General features: G+C 51.1%; 20 protein-coding genes and 2 pseudogenes. 13 read left to right on the forward strand and 9 right to left on the reverse strand.

The annotated features are described in order from the left end of the window. Window positions 1-201: 201 nt before the first annotated feature. From PXT33_RS08665 to PXT33_RS08675, 3 genes are all read right to left on the reverse strand, one after another. Window positions 202-2,508 carry an ATP-binding protein gene (locus tag PXT33_RS08665; protein ID WP_332376351.1) on the reverse strand — a complete coding sequence of 769 codons (2,307 nt, stop codon included), beginning with the start codon at window positions 2,506-2,508 and terminating at the stop codon, window positions 202-204. 25 nt (window positions 2,509-2,533) lie between these two features. Next, complete coding sequence (locus tag PXT33_RS08670) at window positions 2,534-4,321, reverse strand: extracellular solute-binding protein (RefSeq protein WP_347070286.1); 1,788 nt, start codon at window positions 4,319-4,321, stop codon at window positions 2,534-2,536. 252 nt (window positions 4,322-4,573) lie between these two features. Then, window positions 4,574-4,789 carry a hypothetical protein gene (locus PXT33_RS08675; RefSeq protein WP_173015221.1) on the reverse strand — a complete coding sequence of 72 codons (216 nt, stop codon included), beginning with the start codon at window positions 4,787-4,789 and terminating at the stop codon, window positions 4,574-4,576. On the opposite strand from PXT33_RS08675, the gene PXT33_RS08680 reads away from it, so the two are divergent. The 5 genes from PXT33_RS08680 (at window position 4,788) to PXT33_RS08700 (ending at window position 8,297) form a co-directional block, all read left to right on the forward strand. Next, window positions 4,788-4,958, forward strand: coding sequence for a transposon-transfer assisting family protein (locus PXT33_RS08680; protein ID WP_332376353.1), 171 nt, complete (start codon window positions 4,788-4,790; stop codon window positions 4,956-4,958). The genes PXT33_RS08675 and PXT33_RS08680 overlap by 2 nt on opposite strands. A 173-nt stretch (window positions 4,959-5,131) precedes the next feature. Further along, window positions 5,132-5,479, forward strand: a complete 348-nt coding sequence (locus PXT33_RS08685) for a DUF6054 family protein (protein WP_158405469.1) — start codon at window positions 5,132-5,134, stop codon at window positions 5,477-5,479. 1 nt (window position 5,480) lies between these two features. Next, window positions 5,481-5,840: a DUF2500 domain-containing protein gene (locus PXT33_RS08690; protein ID WP_097775663.1), complete on the forward strand. Its 360-nt coding sequence runs from the start codon at window positions 5,481-5,483 to the stop codon at window positions 5,838-5,840. 217 nt (window positions 5,841-6,057) lie between these two features. Further along, the gene (locus tag PXT33_RS08695) at window positions 6,058-6,993 is read left to right on the forward strand and encodes a hypothetical protein (protein WP_217297631.1); all 936 of its coding nucleotides are present in this window, start codon (window positions 6,058-6,060) and stop codon (window positions 6,991-6,993) included. A 395-nt stretch (window positions 6,994-7,388) separates the two neighbouring features. Next, window positions 7,389-8,297 carry a DUF4300 family protein gene (locus PXT33_RS08700; RefSeq protein ID WP_332376354.1) on the forward strand — a complete coding sequence of 303 codons (909 nt, stop codon included), beginning with the start codon at window positions 7,389-7,391 and terminating at the stop codon, window positions 8,295-8,297. A 140-nt stretch (window positions 8,298-8,437) separates the two neighbouring features. On the opposite strand, the gene PXT33_RS08705 is transcribed toward PXT33_RS08700, so the two are convergent. The 3 genes and pseudogenes from PXT33_RS08705 to PXT33_RS08715 all read right to left on the reverse strand — a co-directional run bounded on the left by PXT33_RS08705 (window position 8,438) and on the right by PXT33_RS08715 (window position 9,706). Then, window positions 8,438-8,686, reverse strand: a complete 249-nt coding sequence (locus PXT33_RS08705) for a hypothetical protein (protein ID WP_005941557.1) — start codon at window positions 8,684-8,686, stop codon at window positions 8,438-8,440. A gap of 26 nt (window positions 8,687-8,712) precedes the next feature. Beyond that, window positions 8,713-8,835: pseudogene (locus tag PXT33_RS08710) on the reverse strand (Tat pathway signal sequence); the annotation flags it as partial. Window positions 8,836-8,842: 7 nt separating this feature from the next. Then, entirely contained in the window at window positions 8,843-9,706 is an 864-nt protein-coding gene (locus PXT33_RS08715; RefSeq protein ID WP_005941554.1) for an AraC family transcriptional regulator, read from the reverse strand. 249 nt (window positions 9,707-9,955) lie between these two features. Between PXT33_RS08715 and PXT33_RS08720 the strand changes: the two genes are divergently transcribed. From PXT33_RS08720 to PXT33_RS08750, 7 genes and pseudogenes are all read left to right on the forward strand, one after another. Beyond that, window positions 9,956-11,326: an MFS transporter gene (locus PXT33_RS08720; protein WP_097775450.1), complete on the forward strand. Its 1,371-nt coding sequence runs from the start codon at window positions 9,956-9,958 to the stop codon at window positions 11,324-11,326. Window positions 11,327-11,440: 114 nt separating this feature from the next. Next, window positions 11,441-14,524, forward strand: a complete 3,084-nt coding sequence (locus PXT33_RS08725) for a glycoside hydrolase family 2 TIM barrel-domain containing protein (RefSeq protein WP_332376355.1) — start codon at window positions 11,441-11,443, stop codon at window positions 14,522-14,524. Window positions 14,525-14,551: 27 nt separating this feature from the next. Beyond that, complete coding sequence (locus PXT33_RS08730) at window positions 14,552-14,680, forward strand: hypothetical protein (RefSeq protein ID WP_275541411.1); 129 nt, start codon at window positions 14,552-14,554, stop codon at window positions 14,678-14,680. A 1,200-nt stretch (window positions 14,681-15,880) separates the two neighbouring features. Continuing rightward, complete coding sequence (locus tag PXT33_RS08735; protein ID WP_117534678.1) at window positions 15,881-16,297, forward strand: YjdF family protein; 417 nt, start codon at window positions 15,881-15,883, stop codon at window positions 16,295-16,297. A gap of 175 nt (window positions 16,298-16,472) precedes the next feature. Further along, complete coding sequence (locus PXT33_RS08740) at window positions 16,473-16,937, forward strand: hypothetical protein (protein ID WP_117534679.1); 465 nt, start codon at window positions 16,473-16,475, stop codon at window positions 16,935-16,937. Between the two features lie 83 nt (window positions 16,938-17,020). Continuing rightward, window positions 17,021-18,094 (forward strand): annotated as a pseudogene (locus PXT33_RS08745) (recombinase family protein); the annotation flags it as partial. A 452-nt stretch (window positions 18,095-18,546) separates the two neighbouring features. Beyond that, a complete protein-coding gene (locus tag PXT33_RS08750; RefSeq protein WP_242985090.1) occupies window positions 18,547-18,657 on the forward strand; it encodes a hypothetical protein in 111 nt (36 codons plus the stop codon). 120 nt (window positions 18,658-18,777) lie between these two features. On the opposite strand, the gene PXT33_RS08755 is transcribed toward PXT33_RS08750, so the two are convergent. Further along, window positions 18,778-19,530, reverse strand: a complete 753-nt coding sequence (locus PXT33_RS08755) for a carboxymuconolactone decarboxylase family protein (protein WP_332376357.1) — start codon at window positions 19,528-19,530, stop codon at window positions 18,778-18,780. Then, window positions 19,530-20,069: a flavodoxin family protein gene (locus tag PXT33_RS08760; protein WP_332376358.1), complete on the reverse strand. Its 540-nt coding sequence runs from the start codon at window positions 20,067-20,069 to the stop codon at window positions 19,530-19,532. Before PXT33_RS08760 ends, PXT33_RS08755 begins: the two co-directional genes overlap by 1 nt. Window positions 20,070-20,186: 117 nt before the next feature. Between PXT33_RS08760 and PXT33_RS08765 the strand changes: the two genes are divergently transcribed. Next, entirely contained in the window at window positions 20,187-20,654 is a 468-nt protein-coding gene (locus tag PXT33_RS08765) for a MerR family transcriptional regulator (protein WP_332376359.1), read from the forward strand. Between the two features lie 38 nt (window positions 20,655-20,692). Here PXT33_RS08765 and PXT33_RS08770 read toward each other — a convergent pair whose 3' ends face one another. After that, window positions 20,693-20,944 carry a DUF6061 family protein gene (locus PXT33_RS08770; protein WP_332376361.1) on the reverse strand — a complete coding sequence of 84 codons (252 nt, stop codon included), beginning with the start codon at window positions 20,942-20,944 and terminating at the stop codon, window positions 20,693-20,695. Window positions 20,945-21,483: the final 539 nt, after the last annotated feature.

Consider the following 21,483-nt stretch of genomic DNA (forward strand, 5'->3'; position numbering starts at 1 on the left):
TTATACTCCTGTTTTGATCGCATCCGCAGCTCAGTTGTGCTGCTGTAATTCTTCTTTCAGGGCAGCTTGGATATCCGTCAGGCATTGCGGCAAGAGCGGCTTCCTGTTGATGAAGTTTTTCCAACAGCTGCTGCTCACGCGCTTTGTAATACTCCTCGATCTCGGAAAGTGTATTCACGTTCTAATCTTCTCCTGCATCATTCACATCGTTTGTGTGCTTCCTCTGCGGAAACGCGCTTGTCCGCTATTTATTTTCGGGGGGATAACACGGAAGCGTTTTACCGTCTGCTCCAGCGCAGCAATATCCACAGGTTTGGACAGGTGCTCGTCCATGCCGGCTTCCCTGCTCTTCTGCATATCCTCAAGGAAGGCATTGGCGGTCATGGCAAGGATGGGAATGATCCTGCCCAGCGGATTCTCGCCGCTGCGGATGCGGCGGGTGGCTTCCAAGCCGTCCATCACAGGCATCTGCACATCCATCAGGATCATGTCGTACTCGCCGGGCTTTACGCTGGCAAAGGCATCCACGATTTCCTGACCGTTGGAGCAGATGGTGCAGCTTGCGCCATTGGCTTCCAGCAGCATTTCCAGAATTTCGGCGTTGATGGCGTTATCCTCGGCGCAGAGGAACTTCATGCCGGACAGAGGAGAAGTTTCTTTCTCTTCCTCCGGGAGCATCTGTGCCTCTGGCACCGTATCTGCTTCGGCATCAACGGGAAATTCCAGCACCACCTCAAAGCGAGTGCCCTTGCCGGTGGTACTCTCCACATTGATAGAGCCGCCCATCAGGTCCACAATGTTCTTGGTGATGGCCATACCAAGGCCGGTGCCCTGCACCTTGTTGGTTCCGGAGCGTTCCTCGCGGGTAAAGGGGTCAAAAAGGGTCTTCTGGTAGGCCTCGCTCATGCCAATGCCGTCATCCTGCACCACAAAGCGGTATCGGGCGTAGTGCTCGTTTCGGGGCAGCTCGTCCACCTCAAACCGGATATGCCCGCCGGTGGGCGTATACTTGACTGCGTTGGAGAGGATGTTCATCAGCACCCGATTCAGACGGTTGGGGTCTGCCAGCACGTTTTCGTGCTGCAGATGGGTGTTTACCGTAAAGGTCTGGCTGCGCTGGCCTGCCTGCTGGCGGATGATGCTGTCCAGCTGGCTGATCTGCTGGGGCAGATTCATTTTTTCCACATTCAGGGTGGTCTTGCCGCTCTCGATGCGGCTCATGTCCAGAATATCGTTTATGATGCCCAGCAGCAACTGGCCGGAATTTTCCAGCTTGTCCAGATGTTCGGCCAGCTTTTCCGGCTGGTGCAGCTCGTTTTTCATCAGAGTAGTTATGCCGATGATGGCGTTCATGGGGGTGCGGATATCGTGGCTCATGTTGGCAAGGAAGTCCGTCTTAGCCTTGCTGGCGCGCTCGGCGGACTGTAACGCCTCTGCGGCAATGTCCTGTGCCTGCCGCAGCTCATCGTTTACCTGCGTCAGATGGATGTTGTATTGCTCCAGACGGAGGTTCGCTTCTTTTTCTGCCTGCAGCTCCTGCTGCTGCTTTTGCCGCAGGAGAAACCAGCCGACGAAAACTGTTATGACCGAGAACACCATTGCAATGACGATGATGATGATCATGACGATGCTGACCAGCTTCTGCGTATTCACGGCCACATATTTTGCCGGAACAAGGAACGCCAGTGTCCACTGGGCGTTTTCCATCTGCTTCAGGGCGTAGAAATACTCGGTCCCGTCCAGCACGGCGTTGGAATAACAGGAGCCTGTGCGGTCAAGCCGCTCCTTTGCCTCCGCAAAGGAAGAACCGTGCAGATAGGACATCCAGGATAGCACGGTGTATACATTGTGTCCCTTCAGCAGTTCGGTATCGTTGGCGTTGAACAGCTTGAAACCGTCGTTATCCAGCACATAGACGCTGTTGTTATTTTCGTAGGCATCACAGCGGAAATAATCGTTCAGTTGGGTCATGCTTTGCGAAATACCAAAGTAGCACAGGGTGATCTCTTTTTCTCCGCTTTGCAGTGTGATGGGGGTGGAGAGCTTTTCCAGAAACACCATCCGGGAGTCGTCCACGGTCAGCGAGTTAGAAACGTAGCTGACCCGCTGCGGTGCGCTTTCCAAATACTTCATTCCTCGCAGCAGCCCCATGCGGCCATTCTCAGTATAGTAATGTCCGGCAGAGTCCACGGCAATCAGTTCGATCTGTCTTTCATGGTAATTGGAAAGCTCCGACAGCTTTTTCAGATAGCGATAGAACTCGGTATCGGTCTTTAGCGGGGTGTAGTACAAATAATTGCATTGTACATTCACCTCGTCCCAGTGAGTGTCGATCACATCCTCCAGACTGCGGAACATCTGGTGGGTGACCTCTTCCATCTGGTTCAGCCGCTCATGGTAGACAAGGTTCTGGATGTAGGTCTGGCTCATGATAAAAAGGGTCAGGATGACCGCAACAATGACAAAGCCGGTGCCCCAAAGCAGCTTTTTATATAGTTTGTTGTTCACATCCGGTATCTCCTGTCCGTTCTGTTCAGCTCCATGCAGTGTCTGCCCGGCTGATGGTGGTGTATGCACCAAAGAAGGCTTTTGCAGCATCCATGCCCACCACGCCGCTGTCTGTGACCGTGGTCTCCGCAGCCAACTGGTCGCTCACACCGCAGATGGCAACCTGATAGGTCTTGCCCGCATCCGGCTGCACCGGGCTTACCAGCACATAGGGGTAGCCCTTGCCGTTGCCGTAGGCATCGTAGCCCGTGGCCAGCAGGTCGTTGATCTGCTGCCCGGTCAGGGTAACGGTCTGGATGGTGCGGTTCCAGCCGGTGGGCAGGATCACCGAAAGGTCGTAATCCGTAATGCCCTTGGCGTACAGCTTGGCAGCTACGCCGTGATGGTTCTGATCGGTGGGGTTGCCGGGGATCCATGTGCTCAGCGACACCAGTGCAAGGTCGCTGCCGGTAGCCTGTGCAAAGCAGCGGCCTACCAGCATGGCGCAGTCCTCCTGCGAAAGCTCCTCCGTAACGGTAGTGATGGTATCCGGGGTGTTGTTCACCACACTATCCTGATCCTCGTCCAGCTGACGGACCACATCCTCCATGGTGGCATTGCCCTTCATGAAGTCCAGCATTTTAAGGCCAGTGGTCACGATGGTGTTTTCCCAGCCGGAATAGATAAAGGGCGCGGTGTTGCCTGCATTCAGGGCATCGGCGATGTCGGCATAGTAGGTGCCGTCCGCTTTTGCGTCCTTGAAGGGCAGCAGGCTGCTTTTCAGCGCCGTTGCGGGCTGCAGAGCGCTGGTGCCTGCAACGGTGGAAAGCACACGCATCACCTTGAGCGCATCTTCCAGCTTCTGGGGGTCCTGCTCCAGCTTTTTATTCAGACCGTAGAAGCGGTTCACATTCAGCACAAAAACGTTCTGGGTGCCGTCCTCCGAGAGAAACGGCATCAGCCCGTATTTATCGGCGTTGCCGTCTGCCTCCACGATGCCGTTGGTGCCGCCCATCAGAAACAGGGTGTTGCCCTCGGTCATCCTCTGCCGGGTCACATTGTCGTCAAGAGCATCGCCGGTGTCGTTCAGCATCCCGATGTCCTTCCACTTCTGGACATAGGCCATCGCCCGCATCATGCCGGGGGTATTGCTGACATTCGCCTTACCGGACAGATAATCCCGCTGCCACAGCCTGCCGTCCAGTGTGCCGAGGAAATCGGCGTCCGCAATGTTGCACAGATACTGGAAACCATAGCCCGGATACTGGATCTGCGGCAGACAGAGATCGACCTCTGCTTTCTTGGCCTTTGCAGCCAGTTCTTCCAGCTCAGCGAAAGAATTGGGCAGCTCCCAGCCGTATTTTTTCAGCAGGGTCTTGTTGTAGGTGATGCCGTAGCAGTTGTAGGTCGAGGGCAGCAGGTAGATGGCACCGTTGTCGAACACGTCCTGCAGACGGGACTCCACATAGTTATCCGTAAAATCGTAGCCGGAAAGGTCCAGCAGTTTGTCGGAGACCAGATCGATCCGGGGGTCGTAGTAGGTCAAGGTGCAGACGTCCGGCAGGTCGCCCGCCGCAAACATATTCTGCAAACAGGTGGTGGTGTTATCGCCGCTGTAGGGCACGACCTCGATGTTCACTTCCGGGTAAACGCTGTGTACCTGCTCAATAAAGGCTTCTATCTCCTTATAAGGTGCCATAAAGGTGATGGCTTCGTGCACATCGTCTTTTTTAGCCGTTTCGGTCTTACCGCCGCCGCAGGCAGTCAACGCCGCCGTGGCTGCCGTAATGCCGCAGACCTGCAAAAAAGAGCGGCGGGAGATCTTTTTCATCATATAAATTATACCTCCCTCACATTATCGGAAAGTGCAGTAGCGCAGTGCTGCCCTAGCTATTCTTACACATCCCATAGGAATCCACACACCCGCAGCCTGTCCGCATGGGCTTTGCGCCGAGCTTCCATAAAATAACATTATTATTGTACCATTGCAACAAAAGTGTTTCAAGTTGTTTTTGAAGGCTTTTACATACGAAAGAACTTTTTATATCTGATTCTGCCTTTTGCATGGCATAAAATGCAAAACGACCTATTGAGGAAATAATCGTAGATGGTTAGCATGAATGGAAAAAATGTGCAGGCTCATCATCAACACTAAACCACCCAGTGTGAAGAAGAGCTTTTCACATCCGGCGGCTGCGTGGATCAGCTGCTGCCAAAGGCCCTTTTTCTGCATAAACAAGATCCAGCCCATGGAGGCAATGTAGGCCATGCCGACACCGAGATGACTGAGCATTATCTCCATGTTCTACAACACCGGCACCCGGCTGGGGCTTATCCACGAACTGAGGCTGATGCAATGCTACCTGATGCCGGACGAAACCGCCCTGCGGGAGCTGTCCGAACAGGTCATCGAAAAACTGAAACTGCTGACCGATGCAGAGTTTGCCGAACTGGAATTTCCACTGGACTGATCTTTGCCGCCTGCGGGCGGCGTACATAAAGTATTTTGTTCTTCTAAAAGATATGCTATAATCAAATTAGACAAAATTCCTCTCTTCAAGCGATTTCTCCGCAATTTTCCTGTGGCTCTGCTCGTATCAAAAATAAGGGACCGATTTTTAATTGTCAGAACGGAGGAACCATTATGGCAATCTTTGAAAAGACCATCCGAAACAAGAATTTTGACAAACTGCTTCGGAAGCTGGAACAAGAAATCCCGGACAGCAGTTGGTCGGCAGATTTAGAGGCAGGCAGTGATTTCAAAGAGGGCGATGCCCGGTGCAGTGTCCGTGTGTTTGAACGGTACAGCATGATGGGCGGCAACCGCCTGAGTCTGACACTGACCATGTTCCAGAATGCGGACAGTCCGATTCGGCTGTCTGCCATCACCGCAGGAGGCAGTCAAGCGGTGTTCTTCAAGGTGAACACCCTTGGAGAAGAATCTTTTCTGGACGATGTAAAGAACCTGCTGGAAGAAATTTTGGAGGAATAAGATGTTTTACGCTGGAATTGATATGCTGTTCAGCATTCTGTTTCCCATCCTGTTCCTTGTGGTTTTGGGTATGATCCTATACACCATCATCGGAAATATCAGCACATGGAATAAAAACAACCATTCGCCGCGGCTGACTGTTCCGGCAACGGTTGTGGCAAAGCGCACGGAAGTTTCTCGCCACCATACAGACAATACGATGGCGCATACGTTCACGACCTATTATGTAACCTTTCAGGTAGAGAGCGGCGACCGCATAGAGCTTACCGTAAGTGGTTCGGACTACGGAATGCTTGTGGAGGGCGACATTGGAAAGCTGAGTTTTCAGGGCACCCGCTATCTTGGGTTTGAGCGGAACTAAGCGTTCTCCCACATTATATAGTATCGTATCACATTCACCAATTCTCCTCGGAATGCCTGATGCTGAAATTTTTAGCTTCGACAATGGCACGATTCATCCTTGTCAGTATGAAGATACGGACAGCTACGTTATCACCAAAACATTTGTAAATAATCGGCAGCATTTTTTGAACTAGCTTCTGAACGAAGAAACGTAATGCCGGGAAAGGACATTCCATATGAGTGATTCTACGTTGAAAGAGCTTTGGCAGCAGGTCGCTGAAAAGAAAAGCTGCGAAGCAAAACAGAAAGAACTGACCGCCCAGAGAGATACGCTTGCTGATTGCCTGAAAAAGCTGGAAAAATCCAAGCTGGCAGAGCAGGCTGATGTGGACCGTCTGGAGGGACACAGCCTTGCCGCATTTTTCTATCAAGTGATTGGAAAAATGGATGAAAAGCTGGACAAAGAACGGCAGGAAGCCTATGCAGCCCGCGTCAAGTACGATGCGGCTCTCCATGATCTTTCTTCCGTTGATGCCGACTTGAAGCAGATTCAAAATAGACTGGCACGGCTGTCCGATTGCGAAAGGCAGTATCAAGCTGCTCTTTCCGAAAAAATCAAAAGCATCAAAGTCTCTGCCCACCCTGCCGCACAGCAGATTGTGGAAAGCGAAAGCCGCATTGCCGCACTGAAAGTCCAAAAGCGGGAGCTGCTGGAAGCCATCAACGCCGGAAAGACCGCCTTGCACACGGTCAATGAAGTTCTGGAAACGCTGGATAATGCCGAGGGCTGGAGTACATGGGACGTAATGGGCGGCGGTTTGATGGCTGATCTTGCCAAGTATGAGGAACTGGACAATGCACAGGAGCAGGTGGAACAGCTTCAAGTGGAACTGCGGCGGTTCAAAACTGAGCTTGCCGATGTTGAGATCACCGCAGACCTTCAGGTTGCGGTAGACAGTTTTTTGAAATTCGCAGATTTCTTCTTTGATGGCCTCTTTGCAGACTGGGCAGTTCTGGATCACATCAATCAGGCGCAGAGCAGAGTGGAAAACACCAAGAGCCAAATCAAGCGAGTCCTTGCACTTCTGAAAAAGATGCGCGAAGATGTTGATGTCCAAATCGCTGATGAAAAAGAGAAGCAGGAGCAGCTTGCGGTGGAAACTGAGCTGTAGGGCGATTCCATCAAGGCGGCGGAAACGAGGTTGGCCGAAATCGCCGTGCCGCGCTTCGCAAGTTGGTATCCTCCGTCTATCTGGAAAGCGATTTGAACCTTCCATTCAGAAAAAACGGAAAATTCTTATTCCAACTTGGGTATACTCCTGTTGTGTCCGACATGAAGAAAATCGTTCAGAAAACTGCCGCATTGTCTTTCCCCAAATGGGCGTTAGCCGTATGGGATATGGATACTTCAACATTATATATGGTCAAATACGACAGAAGTCATTGATTTTCTTTGTTTATCTGTGATACCATTCGTTACGAGACCAACGGCGTTGCTCTCTTCGCCTATGGTTGAGACTCCGGCACTCAAAGAAATTTTCCGAAAAACACAACGAGGTGACCATTTTTGAAACGTCGAACTTTTCTTGTCTGCACCGCTGCACTTTTTTGCGGTGCGCTTCTGGCAGGAGGCTGCACTCAAAAAACTTCTCAGCCCGTCCTTCAGCAAATTGAATACTCCAATTTGGCAGATTCGGATACACAAGCTCTTCTTTCCAAGCTTTTGCAGGATGCCGGCGTATCCGACCTACGGATACAGACCTTCTTTGATCATGTGCAAAAGTTCAACAATGCTGTGGACCCGGCATGGCTCACCACAGGGTTTGAAAATGCCAAGCCTTCGGATCTGAAATACGATCCTTACTCCATGCAGGACGCATGGACGGAAAAATATGACACCTTCCCCGGCTGGAACTGTCGGATCACTGCTTGTGGGCTGTTCGGTGATTTTATCACTGTCACGGGCAAGGCAGACCTTGACTCAGCCGAGGACACCCTGTTTATGGACTATGAAACACTGGATTCCGATCCAGAATCCCTTTGCGGCGACGAACGGCAAAAGTTTGATGCGCTTTTTGCCCCGGTTAAAACCACTAATACGACCGATATTCCTACCCATTTGAAAACGATTCAGCAGGAATGGAAGAAACGCGGTCTCTCCTTCGTGGACGATGATAAGATCCGTCTCGTCTCCGTAGTCCTGCACGATCAGTTCTCTGAAACGGACAATTCTCTTATGATCGGTCATGTCGGCGTTATGATTCCCACATCGGATGCGGTATATTTCGTCGAAAAGGTCGCTTTTCAGGAGCCGTATCGCTTGTTGAAGTTCAAAAATCGAACCGAGTTGAGCGATTATCTGATGCTGAAATACGACAACTCGTGGGGACAGGATACCGCCCACACCTTTATTATGGAAAATTCAGACCTGATGGACGGCTGGCGCATTCTTGACGAACAGAAAGACGCAAGCTAAAAGCATCGCATTCGTTGGGAGCCGTTTAGTCTGACAGATCATTCGCCCTCTGATGCCAAAAGGACGCTGCAACCTCTCACCCAGAGGCGGCAGCGTCCTTTTTTATATCGGAATGTTTTGTTCGCAGGGGAACTCCGGGCTTATGACAGGGTATGTATAATGTGCAGAGCCATATCAGCATTTTCTTTGTCCACAAACACCTCTGTGACATACTGCGGTTTTATGCCGAGGGTTCCAATTCTCGCTTGGTCAAATGTGTTATGCCGATTGACATCTTTGGATTTGCAATAGAATTTAATTCCAGCTGCCGCCAACGCATCCGTGATGCGATTGCATTGGTAAGGGTCAGAAACTGTTGCAACTAGCGATTTGAAAAAATGCTCTAACATAAAGAGACCTCCTTGTATACACTCTAATCTCGTACAAAGCCATCCGGCACATAATGGTCGCTGTATCCATTCGGGAGCTGTTCCAACGGTTCGCCGTCAACTTGATATGTCAGGTACATCTCAACAGGCAGGAACTTCTGAATCAAGGAATCTTTCTCATTTTTCAGTAGATTCTTCCAGATTCTTTCGGTACTGTGCCGGACTGACACCATACTCTTTCTTGAATACCCGGCTAAAATAGAGTGGGTTATCATACCCTACGATCTCTGCAATTTCTCCAATATTGTATTCGGTGTTCTCCAATAAGCTTTGTGCATTTACCATCCGAAGGGACAGGATGTATTGTGCAGGGCTTATTTTCATGTACAGCTTAAAATTACGGATAAACCAGTTCGTACTGATATGCAGCGATTCTGCGTAATCGTCCACACTGACCTTTGTGTTATAGTTCTCGTTAAAGTAGGCAACGGCGGCTTCGATTTCTTCCGGGATGCTTGTAGTTGTTTTCTCGCTTTCCTGCTGTTGCCTGCTTACTAAAAGCAGAATGATGTTGAAGAGAGAAGCAATATAGTCTTCATAGCCATATTCGCATTGTTGCAGTTCCCGGATGATCTTTCGGAACAGCATTTTGTAATCCGGCAGTGTGCCGCTGTAAAAAACGTGCTTGTCCAAGGGTATTCCGTGATAGTTCAGGATGTTTTTGACATCGTATCCTGTAAAGTGAATCCAGAACACCTCTGGATGATCTTCTACATAGTAGACATACTTCTGGATTTCTTTCGGCTGATAAAGCACCATGTGTCCAGAAGTCACCACTTCCTCAACACCATCGAACCAGAAATGTGCTTTACCAGATGCCACATAGAGGATTTGATAGTCTCTGCGACCCTTTGCCCAAAAAGTAGGTAGCTTAGGGCGTTTTTTCAAGCGATAAGTGCCGCAGCTGCCTACGACCAGCGGCTTTGAGTAGTCTTTGAAATCCAAACGGGAGTTGTTCAAATATCCTGAGTTGAAATACATCCCTGCGTCCTCCTCATCTTCAGAGATTTTACAGTGATTTGGGAAATGTTCTATCAAAAAATTACAAACTCTTTGATTTTGTGCATATTCTGTTCCATCTTGTCTATATCTTTTCGTTCCATTAGATTCTATAATATTTTCAGACGGAACGCAAGAGATTTGGGCAACTTGCGTAATGAGAATTCCAGTCTGAAGTGCGCAGCAGATTGGTCGCGCCCACACAAAACAAGCAAGATGGGAGAAAGCACAATGACTGAGAAACGTTATCTAAAGTGGTATAATAAAGTCGGCTATGGTTCAGGCGATATTGCAGGCAACGTGGTGTATGCATTCCTGTCCTCCTTCGTCATGATCTATCTGACCAACACCGTTGGCCTGAACCCCGGTATTGTCGGCACTCTGATTGCAGTTTCCAAACTGCTGGACGGTGTGACGGACATTTTCTTTGGTTCTTTGATTGACAAAACGCATTCTAAGATGGGCAAAGCCCGTCCTTGGATGCTGTACGGCTACATTGGCTGTGCCATTACGCTGGTGGCAATTTTCGCCATCCCGACCAATCTGGGACAGTTTGCACAGTACGCATGGTTCCTGATCGCATATACTCTGCTGAACGCTGTATTCTACACTGCCAACAACATTGCTTACTCTGCACTGACTGCTCTCGTCACGAAGAACAGTGCCGAACAGGTCGAGATGGGTTCCTGGCGTTTCATGTTCGCCTTTGCCACCAGCCTGCTCATCCAGTCCATCACGCTGGGTGCTGTTACGGCATTGGGCGGTGGTGCTGCCGGTTGGCGCACTGTTGCAATCATCTACGCCATCATCGGTCTGCTTGTCAACACCCTCTCCGTTCTCTCCGTGAAGGAACTGCCGGAAGGCGAATTGGTGGATACCACCAACAAAAAGGAAATCGAGCAGGACGAAAAGTACAATCTGGTTCAGGCTGCAAAGCTGCTTGCTGGTAACAAATATTATATGATGATTTGCGTCACCTACATTTTGCAGCAGATCTACGGTGCCATGATCAGCATGGGCACCTACTATGCAACCTACATCCTTGGCAACCAGAATCTGTTCGGTGTATTCTCTTGGGCAATCAACATTCCTCTGATCATCGCACTGGTGTTCACCCCGACCTTGGTTGCAAAGTGGAATGGAATGTATAAGCTGAATGTGATGAGCTATACTCTGGCAACGATTTCTCGTGCACTGGTTGCTGTAGCTGGTTACATGGGCAGCGGCAATGTGACCTTGATGCTGCTCTTTACTGCAATCGCAGCTCTTGGTCAGGGTCCTTGGCAGGGCGATATGAACGCTGTAATCGCAGCCTGCTCTGAATATACTTGGCTGACGAAGCATAAGCGCGTGGATGGCACGATGTACTCCTGCACTTCTCTCGGTGTGAAGCTGGGCGGCGGTCTGGGTACTGCCATCACCGGCTGGCTGCTGGCAGCAAGCCATTTTGACAGCGCTCTGACCGTTCAGCCGGATTCCTGCATCAATATGCTGAAGATCATGTATCTGGTGATTCCGTTTGCTCTGGATGCCATCATCACCTTCATTCTGTCTCATCTGAAAGTTGAAGAAGCAAATGAAAAACTGCGTGCAGCAGTCTGATAACAAGCCATTATCATTTCTCCTTCATCTGCTGTTCCCCGGAGGAATCCAGCGATTCCTCCGGGGAGGCTGGAGAAATATTATAAAATTATAAAAGGTAAATGAGGAAATACTATGGCTGCATTTGATTTTGCAAAAGTAAAAGACCCCACCTTTTTCAAGGAAAACGTGCTGAATGCTCATGCAAGTTTCCGTACTTACGCTTCCCGCGAAGAATATCGGACAGGCTCCTCTTCTTTGGCGCTGAAGCTGGACGGTATCTGGAAATTCGCCTACGCAAAAAACTACACCAGTGCCATCCCCGGCTTTGAAAAGACAGATTACGATTGCAGCGGCTGGGATGACATTCATGTTCCGGCACACATCCAGATGGAGGGCTACGACATTCCCCAGTACGCGAATATTCAGTATCCGTGGGATGGCCGTGAAGAAGTACAGCCGGGTGAGATCCCGCAGCGGTTCAATCCGGTGGCAAGCTATGTAAAATACTTCGAGCTGCCGGAATCCATGCAGGGCAAGCCCGTCCACATCGAGTTCGAGGGTGTGGAAAGCGGCATGGCTCTTTGGCTGAACGGGTCTTATGTGGGTTACACCGAGGACAGCTTCTCCGCACACGCATTCGATCTGACTCCCTATCTCCAGCCGGGCGTGAACAAACTTGCTGTGCAGGTGTTCAAGTGGACTTCCTCCAGCTGGTGCGAAGATCAGGACTTCTTCCGCTTCTCCGGCATCTTCCGCAGCGTGTGGCTGTACGCCATCCCCACCGTGCATCTGGAAGATGTATCCGTCAAAACGCTGTTTGCCGGGGATGATTTTACTCATTCCACGCTGGAAGTTGCATTGCAGGTGGAGGGTAAGGGCGCAGCCCGTCTGACCCTGCGCCGCAGTGAGCTGGAAGTGTTCTCCGAAGAAATCGCACTGAACGGCGGTTCTGCTCTGTTCAGCCATGCGGTGGAGAACCCCCACCTGTGGAGTGCAGAGGACCCGGCTCTGTATGAACTGGAAATCGAGCTGCTGGACGATGCAGGCCATCTGGTAGAGGTGACCGGGCAGAAAGTCGGTTTCCGCAAGTTCGAGCTGAAGAACAATCGGATGCTGCTCAACGGCAAGCGCATCGTGTTCAAGGGTGCCAACCGTCATGAGTTCAGCTCCATTACGGGTCGTGCTGTGGGCGTACACACCCATGAGGAACTGCTTCGGGACATCATCACCATGAAGCAGAACAACATCAATGCCATCCGCACCAGCCATTACCAGAATCAGGATGCACTGTACGACCTGTGCGACGAGTATGGTCTGTATCTGATTGCAGAGAACAATCTGGAATCCCATGGCACATGGGATATCCATCAGGCGGGCTTTCGCGACATCGAGGGCGTTTTGCCCAATGATAAGCCGGAGTGGAAAGCTGTCTTGTTTGACCGCATGAATTCCACTTACCAGCGTGATAAAAACCATCCTGCTGTTCTGATCTGGTCTCTGGGCAACGAATCGTTTGGCGGTGAGACCCTGCTCCAGATGGCAGAGATGGTCCGCCGCTTTGATGACACCCGTCTGGTGCATTACGAAGGTGTGGTCAATGATCCCCGCTTCCTCAAAACCACCGATATCGAGAGCCATATGTACAGCACTGTGAAGGACATTAAAGAGTATCTGGCACAGGGCGATAAGCGGCCTTATATCGAGTGCGAATATTCTCATGCTATGGGCAACTCCAACGGTGCTTTGCACAAGTACACGGAACTTGCCGACCAGAAGAACTGCGGCTATCAGGGCGGCTTTATCTGGGATTACATCGACCAGTCCATCTGGAAAAAAGACCGCTACGGCAAGTGGTTCCAAGCCTACGGCGGCGACTTCGGTGAGCGTCCTACCGACTATAATTTCAGCGGAAACGGCATTGCCTATGGTGGTGACCGTGCTCCTTCTCCCAAGATGCAGGAGGTCAAGTTCTGCTATCAGAACATCGCCGTTTCCATCGACAACTCTGGCTTTGAAGTCTGGAATAAGAACCTGTTCACCTCTACGGATGCTTTCGACTGCGTTGCACTGCTGCATCGTGATGGAAAGTTGTATCAGCAACAGGAACTGACCAATATTGATGTTGCTCCCGAAGAACGTTCCAGCTTCCCGCTGCCGTTTATGGTCCCTGCGCTCCCCGGTGAATATGCAGTGACCATCAGCTTCCGTTTGAAGGAGGACACCAGCTGGGCAAAGAAAGGTCATGAAGTCGCCTTTGGACAGGGTGTGATCGCTGTGGTTCGTTCCATTCCCAGCAAGAAGGTCACGCCGTTTACCGTTACGCACGGTACACACAACATCGGTGTCCGGGGCGAGAATTTCGATGTTTTGTTCTCCGATCTGAACGGCGGTCTGACTTCCTACCGCTATGCCGGCAAGGAGATGATTCAGGAGATTCCCCGTCCCAACTTCTGGCGCGCTCCCACCGACAACGACTGCGGCAACAACATGGGCGGCGTTCGCGGTCAGTGGAAGCTGGCAAGCCTGTACGCTACCGCCAAGGGCATCGGCAAGGAGATCCCGTCTGTTCATGGCGGCACCATCCTCCAGAACCCCACCTGCGAGGTGGAAGCCGACAGCGTAGTCGTGACCTATCTCTATAACCTCCAGACCAGCCCCGCAGCAGAGTGCAGCTTACAGTACCGTGTGTTCGGTGATGGCCGCATCCAGACCACCCTGCACTATGACCCGGTGGAAGGACTTGCAGCAATGCCGGAGTTCGGCGTACTGTTCAAGATCGACGCTGACTACGACACGGTGGAGTGGTACGGAAACGGCCCTGCGGAGACCTACTGGGATCGTCAGCATGGTGCAAAGCTGGGCATTTACCAGAACAAGGTCGCAGACAACATGGCACAGTACCTTGTGCCGCAGGAGTGCGGTGCAAAGACCGCTGTGCGCTGGGCAAAGGTAGTGGACCGCAAGGGTCGCGGGCTGCTGTTTACCGCAGATGCCGCAAAGCCCATGTTCTTCTCTGCGCTGCCCTACACTCCCCATGAAATGGAGAGTGCCAAGCATCCCTACGAGCTGCCCCCGGTCCATTACACGGTCATCCGTGCTATGGGCGAGCAGATGGGCGTTGGCGGCGATGACAGCTGGGGCGCCAATGTCCACCCGGAGTATATTCCTGATGTGACCAAGCCTGTGGAGTTCACCTTTACGTTCCGTGGCATCTGATGATTGCCCGCAAATGAGGTGTTCTCTGTGAAAAAAGCGAAAGATCAGCCTGAATCTGAACCAGCCGAACTAGCATCCCTTGTTGGAGAACGAATCAGAAAGATCCGCAAAGAAGAGGGGTTAAGCCTAGAGCTTTTTGCTTTAAGCCATCAATGAGCCACCAGCCGCAAGTGCAGGGTGGAAAACTTCCGCGCCCTTGCGCCTGATAAAAATTGGAACTTTGATTTTCTCGCCCGACTTTGCCACGGTGGGACGATCAAAGGAGCGTGCGTTTGAACAAAAAGAAAAAGTCCATAAATACTTCCCCTTATCCCGATGAAGTCATTGACCGTCTGGCGCGGGCATTCTACCCGGCCATCCTTGTCTGCTGGAACAGCGCGGAAGGCCAGCGGTCACTTGTCGGGGCGGAGGCCCCTCCATCTTGCTAACGCAAGACCGTTCGGTCGCTTAAAAGCCCCACTGGGGCTTTCATTGCTCCGCTGCGCTGCGCAAACGCGAGCTTGCCTATGGCAGGCGGAACAGGCCCATCATGCAAACAACGAAAAACAGGAAGTTCCCACTGGGGAACTCCCTGTTGTACATATCGCTATCGTCTGTGGCTTTTGGCAGGGTGCGTCCGGGTGCTGGGTATTCGTAAAACAGTTTTCGAGAAATGACACGGCAACTGCCTGTCAGGATTGGTTACGAGTACCCGGCTAGGCCAAGGAAGCATCAAGTCCCATGTCCGCACCGTCAAGGTATTGGATATGGGACTTTTTGCATTTCAGGAACGTGTACACCTCTGGAAAGGTGTAACACACTAGACTTTGTAGCAAAGTTGTGTGCCAAGGGTGCTGCGCCCCTTTAGAATCCCTGCTCACATCGCCTGTGGGCGATGTGGATTCGCCGCATAGAAAGCTCTCACAAAGGCGCACCCGGCTGTTTGCGGCGAGGAAAAGGCACTTCTGCGGAAGTGTAATAACCCACTATGACACTTTCATCCCTGCGGCCTGCAAAGTGCCGTGGGCTCTCCGAGGGGGAACGGTTGTATAAGGTACGTTTCGGACGAATCGCTGCGTACGTGCGTACGGAAGGTTGGTACGCACGTACGCAGTAAAACAGCCAAATTCTCGTATATATGGGTGGTCATTTGACCACGAGTGTGGTATACTTCACTTGGAAAACCAATTAAGGTAGATATAATGCACAGGGATGTGCTTTATATAATAAAAGCAGGATAAAAACGCAACGCATTTCTTTCTGAGAGATGCCAGAGCTGGTAGGTAGCCCAGCCGTCTACACCGCACGGTGTAGGTAAGTAACCTTCCCCTCCGGGTTGTCCGTTCCTGTAAGGATTTATTTCAGGAGGGTTTCGTTATGGATATTGATTCTACAAAGCTGACTGTATTTTTTGAGGCTCCATTCTGGATTGGAGTATTTGAACGTATTGAGAGAAGAAAGCTTTCAGTGTGTAAAGTCGTGTTTGGTGCAGAACCAAAGGACTATGAAGTCTGGGAGTATCTGCTCAAAAATTACAGTCGGCTGCGCTTCAGTCCATCTGTTGAGACAGTTGTAAAGAAAGAGTCTGTGAACCCAAAGCGATTGCAACGGCAAATCCGAAAGGAAACAGTTGCCACAGGAATCGGTACAAAGTCACAGCAGGCGTTGCAAATGCAGCGAGAAGAAAACAAGCTGGTGCGAAAAGCACTTAGCCGTAAACAACGCGAAGCAGAAAAGCAGCGTCAGTTTGAACTGAAACAGCAGAAGCGAAAGGAAAAGCATCGGGGCAGATAATGCCCCTTTGCTTTTATCTAGCAGGGTTTGGGGCAGGCACGCCCCAACAAGAAGCAGTCCCAAAGGGGCAAGAATTTTCAAGTATTGAAAATTTGTGGCCACGGGACGATTCTTGCTCTCACGAAAACCCACACTTTTTGAAAATCCGCTTTTCACAGCCAAAGGAGGATGCACCATGAAAAAAGAAATCGAAGCCTTTGTCAATGCAGCCAGTGAGCAGGAGTTGGATGCTGCATGGAACAACCTCTCGGCAGAGGAACAGCGAGTTTTCGAGCAACTCATGGAGGAAGAACCACCCGAAGATGCATTGGCGTTTTTCGCACAGCTGTATGACGATACCCCGAAGGAGCAAGCCAGCGAAACCGTGAGCATCTCCGAAAATGAAATCTATTTCAAGCGGCAGCCCTTGACCGAAGAGCAGAAGAAACACGGCTCCTATGTAGATGAGAACGGCAATCTCCATGTCAAGAACCTGTCTGCATTCTGGATTCCTGAACTGACCACCACGGAGAAAGTCGGTCACACCACCTACACCGTGACCGGCAGCTATGAGGGCAAGGAATCCTTTTTGAAGAAGCTGGAGCGCATTGTTGCCAAGAACGCCCAGCAAAAATTTGAAGATGAGGGTGCAGACGAATGACAACTGCGTCCAATTCTGCTATACTTGACCCGGTAACCAATCCTGTACCGACAGTTGCTCCACAGAGTAAGGAGGACACAACAATGTCTGGAGCAACGAATAAAATCACCGCACTTTACTGCCGACTGTCGCAAGAGGACGCACGGCTCGGTGAAAGCCTGTCCATTGAGAACCAGAAGGCCATCCTTCTGGAATACGCCAAAAAGAACCACTTCCCGAACCCGGTGTTCTTTGTGGATGATGGCTACTCCGGCACGAACTATGACCGTCCCGGCTTCCAGAGTATGCTGACCGAGATCGAAGCGGGACATATAGGAATCGTTATCACGAAGGATTTGTCCCGACTGGGGCGCAATTCCGCCTTGACTGGTCTGTACACCAACTTTACCTTTCCCCAGTATGGCGTTCGCTACATTGCCATTAATGACAACTATGACACCATTGACCCGAACAGCATAAACAACGATTTTGCAGGCATTAAGAACTGGTTCAACGAGTTTTACGCCCGCGATACCAGCCGCAAGATTCGGGCCGTTCAGAAGGCCAAGGGAGAGCGTGGAGTACCGCTGACGGTCAATGTGCCGTACGGCTATGTGAAAGACCCGGAGAACCCGAAACATTGGCTTGTTGATCCGGAAGCGGCTGCGGTCGTGAAGCGCATCTTCTCCATGTGCATGGAAGGCCGTGGCCCGACCCAAATTGCAAACCAACTGTGGGTGGACAAAGTTCTGACTCCTACCGCCTACAAGTTGAGCCATGGCCGGAGTACAAACGCACCTGCCCCGGAAGACCCTTATCGCTGGGATAAAAGAGCAGTAAGTTTGATTCTGGAACGCCGGGAGTACACTGGCTGCACAGTCAACTTCAAGACCTATACTAACTCTATCTGGGATAAAAAGAAACATCTGAATCCTGTGAAAAATCAGGCTATCTTCTCGGATACACATGAGCGCATTATCGACGATGATGTGTTTGAAAAGGTTCAGGAGATTCGTAGTCAGCGTCACCGCATGACCCGGACAGGCAAGAGCAGCATTTTCTCCGGTATGGTCTACTGTGCTGACTGCGGTTCCAAGATGCAATATGGTTCGTCCAATAACAGGGACTTCAGTCAAGACTTCTTTGATTGCTCTCTGCACAAGAAGAACGGGAGCAGGTGCAAGGGACACTTCATCCGGGTAAAGGTTCTGGAAGGCCGTGTGCTGAACCATATCCAGCAGGTGACAGACTACATCCTTTGCCATGAAGACTACTTCCGCAAGGTCATGGAGGAACAGCTTCGGGTGGAAAGCAGCGAAAAGCTGACTGTCCTGAAGAAGCAGCTTGCCCGAAATGAGAAGCGAATCGCAGATCTCAAACGGCTGTTCATGAAAATCTACGAGGACAACGCCAGTGGAAAGCTGAGCGATGCCCGCTTCGACATGATGAGCCAGAGTTACGATGCCGAGCAGAAGCAGCTGGAAGAGGACGTCCTCTCTTTCCAACAGGAAGTCGAAGTACAGGAACAGCAAATTGAGAATATTGAAAAGTTCGTCCAGAAAGCGCACAAGTACGTCCATATTGAAGAACTCACCCCTATGCTCTCCGTGAACTGGTGTCGGCTATCTATGTGGATGCCCCGGATAAGTCCAGCGGAAAGCGGGTGCAGCACATCCATATCAAGTACGATGGGCTGGGGTACATCCCTCTGGATGAACTGGAAGCAAAAGAAAAGGCATGACCGAAGTCACGCCAAATCTTCCCCATTTAGGGAACTTTTGCAAATACTGTTTTATGGGAACTCTGCTGGTGGACGCACCCTGTTTTTGTTTCATCATGGTTGGGTGTACGTCAAAACGCATCACCGCAACTCCTTATAGGTTTCTTCCGGCACCGGCTCGCACCACTCGTTAGAGGTGCCTTCGCCGGGTACTTCCACTGCCAGATGAGAGAACCAGCAATCGGGTGCAGCACCGTGCCAGTGCTTGACCTCCGGGGGAATGTTCAACACATTGCCCGGATGCAGCTCCTGCGGCGCTTTGCCCCATTCCTGATAGTAGCCCCGGCCTGCCACGCAGACAAGGATCTGCCCGCCACCCTTTGCGGCATGATGGATGTGCCAGTTGTTCCGGCAGCCCGGCTCAAAGGTGACGTTGTAAATGCCAACCTGTGCGGTGGACAAGGGTGCCAGATAGCTTTTTCCGCTGAAATATTGTGCAAAACCGTCGTTGGATGCACCGATGGGGAACACCATTTCACTCTGGTGCTTTGCCTTGGCATCCTCTGCAGCGTCCTCTGCCCAGACTTCCTTGGCCATACGGAAAGCCGCCCACGCCTTGGGCCAACCCACATAAAACGCCGCATGGGTCAGGATCTCTGCAATCTCAGTCCGGGTAATACCGTTGTTTTTCGCTGCCGTCAGGTGATACCGAAACGAGGAGTCCGTCAGTCCCTGCGCCATCAGTGCCACCACCGTCACAAGGCTGCGGTCCCGGAGGGAGAGTTTATCCTCTCGGCTCCACACCTGCCCGAATAGTACCTCATCGTTAAGTTCCGCAAATTTTGGCGCAAATTCGCCCAGAGCATCCCGCCCTGCTGTCTGTTTCACTGCCATTATACGTTCCTCCCCATCTCGTAAGCCTGTGCCATGGCAGGCGTACCGCACACTGCACCCGGCTCGTAAACGCCACCTGCTACAAGGACTCCCTTTTCCACGGCACCTTCCACGCAGTCTGCATAGCCCCGGAAGCAGGCCAGCGTAGTATCTGCAGAGGATTTTTCCTCGTCTGCCATGGTGGTGATGTAGTAGAATTCCTTGTCTTTGACCTCAAGCCACCGTGCCACGGTACGGTCGATTACTGCCTTCAACTGGGCACTGATGGAGTAGAAGTATACCGGGCTTGCCAGCACAATGACATCGGCATCGATCATCTTTTGCAGGATGTCTGCCATATCATCCTTGTGGACGCAGGCTCCGCCGTGGGTGCTGCAATAGTAGCAGCCGGAACAGGGAGCCACCTTTTTCTCAGCGACCCGGATCTTTTCTGCTTTGTGCCCGGCATCCTGCGTTCCACGCAGAAATTCATCGCATAGAATATCAGAGTTACCGCCCTTCCGGGGACTTCCAGACAAAATCAATACCTTCTTGCTCATAGGAACCTCCTTGACAGCGGAGTGCATCCGCATTATGATGTTGATAAAGTTTGATTTTATCATACAACTTAAAGCGCACTTTAAGTCAAGGGCTTTTTGAAAAAACGGAGGTTTCAGATGATCTATACCGTAGGTGAAATGGCACAAAAGCTGGGCGTACCTGCCTCCACCCTGCGCTACTACGACAAAGAAGGGTTACTTCCCTTTGTGGAGCGTTCCTCCGGCGGCATTCGGATGTTCCGGGAAAACGACTTCGAGTGGCTGCAGGTCATCCGTTGCATGAAAAAAGCCGGAATGTCCATCAAGGATATCCGGCAGTATATTGAGCTTTCCATGCAGGGAGACGACACCATTGACACCCGGCTGGAAATGTTCCGGCATCAGCGCGAGGTGCTCACCCAGCAAATCCAGCAGTTACAGCACACGCTGGAGACCGTGGAGTATAAATGCTGGTTCTATGAAGCCGCCAAAGCTGCTGGGACAGTGGATGTCCCCGGTGCGATGACCGATGCGGATGTGCCGGAGCAGTTCCGTGCCATCCGGCAGGAGCCTCGGGGACAGAAGATTCCGAATGGCGAAAAATAAGAAATGCCGTTCCAGTTGCTTTTGGAACGGCATTTTTCTTAATCTTCTAACCCATGGCTCCCGGTTACGTTTTTCAAATATTCCTCCGGATCACCATTCAGAATCAAATCCGCATAACCCAGTGGATCATTGCAGATGAGATAATCCAACTCCGACCTCTGCGCCATGGTCACGTCCAGTGCATTCTCGACCCCGGTGCAGTCGATGGAGATCATTCTCCCATCCCGGAGCAGCAGTTCCACGCACACGGTGTCCATGTTGAAATGACAAGCACTTGCATCGTACTTCATGTTCGTTTCCTCCTGAAATCATGTCGTAGCTTATGTCGGTCAATCTATGATTTCGGATTTCATCTTCCACGGACACCTGCATGGAACTTGTCGGGGCAAGGCCCCTCCATCTGCTAACGCAGACCGTTCTGTCGCTTAAAAGCCCCTCTGGGGCTTTCATTGCTTCGCAAACGCTAATTTTCCGAAGAAAACAAATAATCCGAACCCATCTCCTATTGGAAACAAGTTCGGATTATTTTTGCTTGGTCCGAGTGGCGAGAATCGAACTCACGGCCTCTTGAACCCCATTGTGCTTCTCTCAAAAACGCAATGGACACTCCGATACCACTTGTACGCAGTATCATCAAATTTCAAAATTATTTTATCATTCTGTTTCGTTAGATGTCAAGATGTTTCGTTTCTTTTGTGGTCAAATTGTGGTCAACCGACCCTGACAAATGACCATTCTCCCCTACTAAGTTACATGGCGCAATTCCGATTTTCAAAAATCGAGATTGCGCTTTTTTGTTTGCACGAATTATTCATAAGGAGGATTTGTC

Source organism: Faecalibacterium taiwanense, from assembly GCF_036632915.2.
Taxonomy (GTDB): domain Bacteria; phylum Bacillota; class Clostridia; order Oscillospirales; family Ruminococcaceae; genus Faecalibacterium; species Faecalibacterium taiwanense.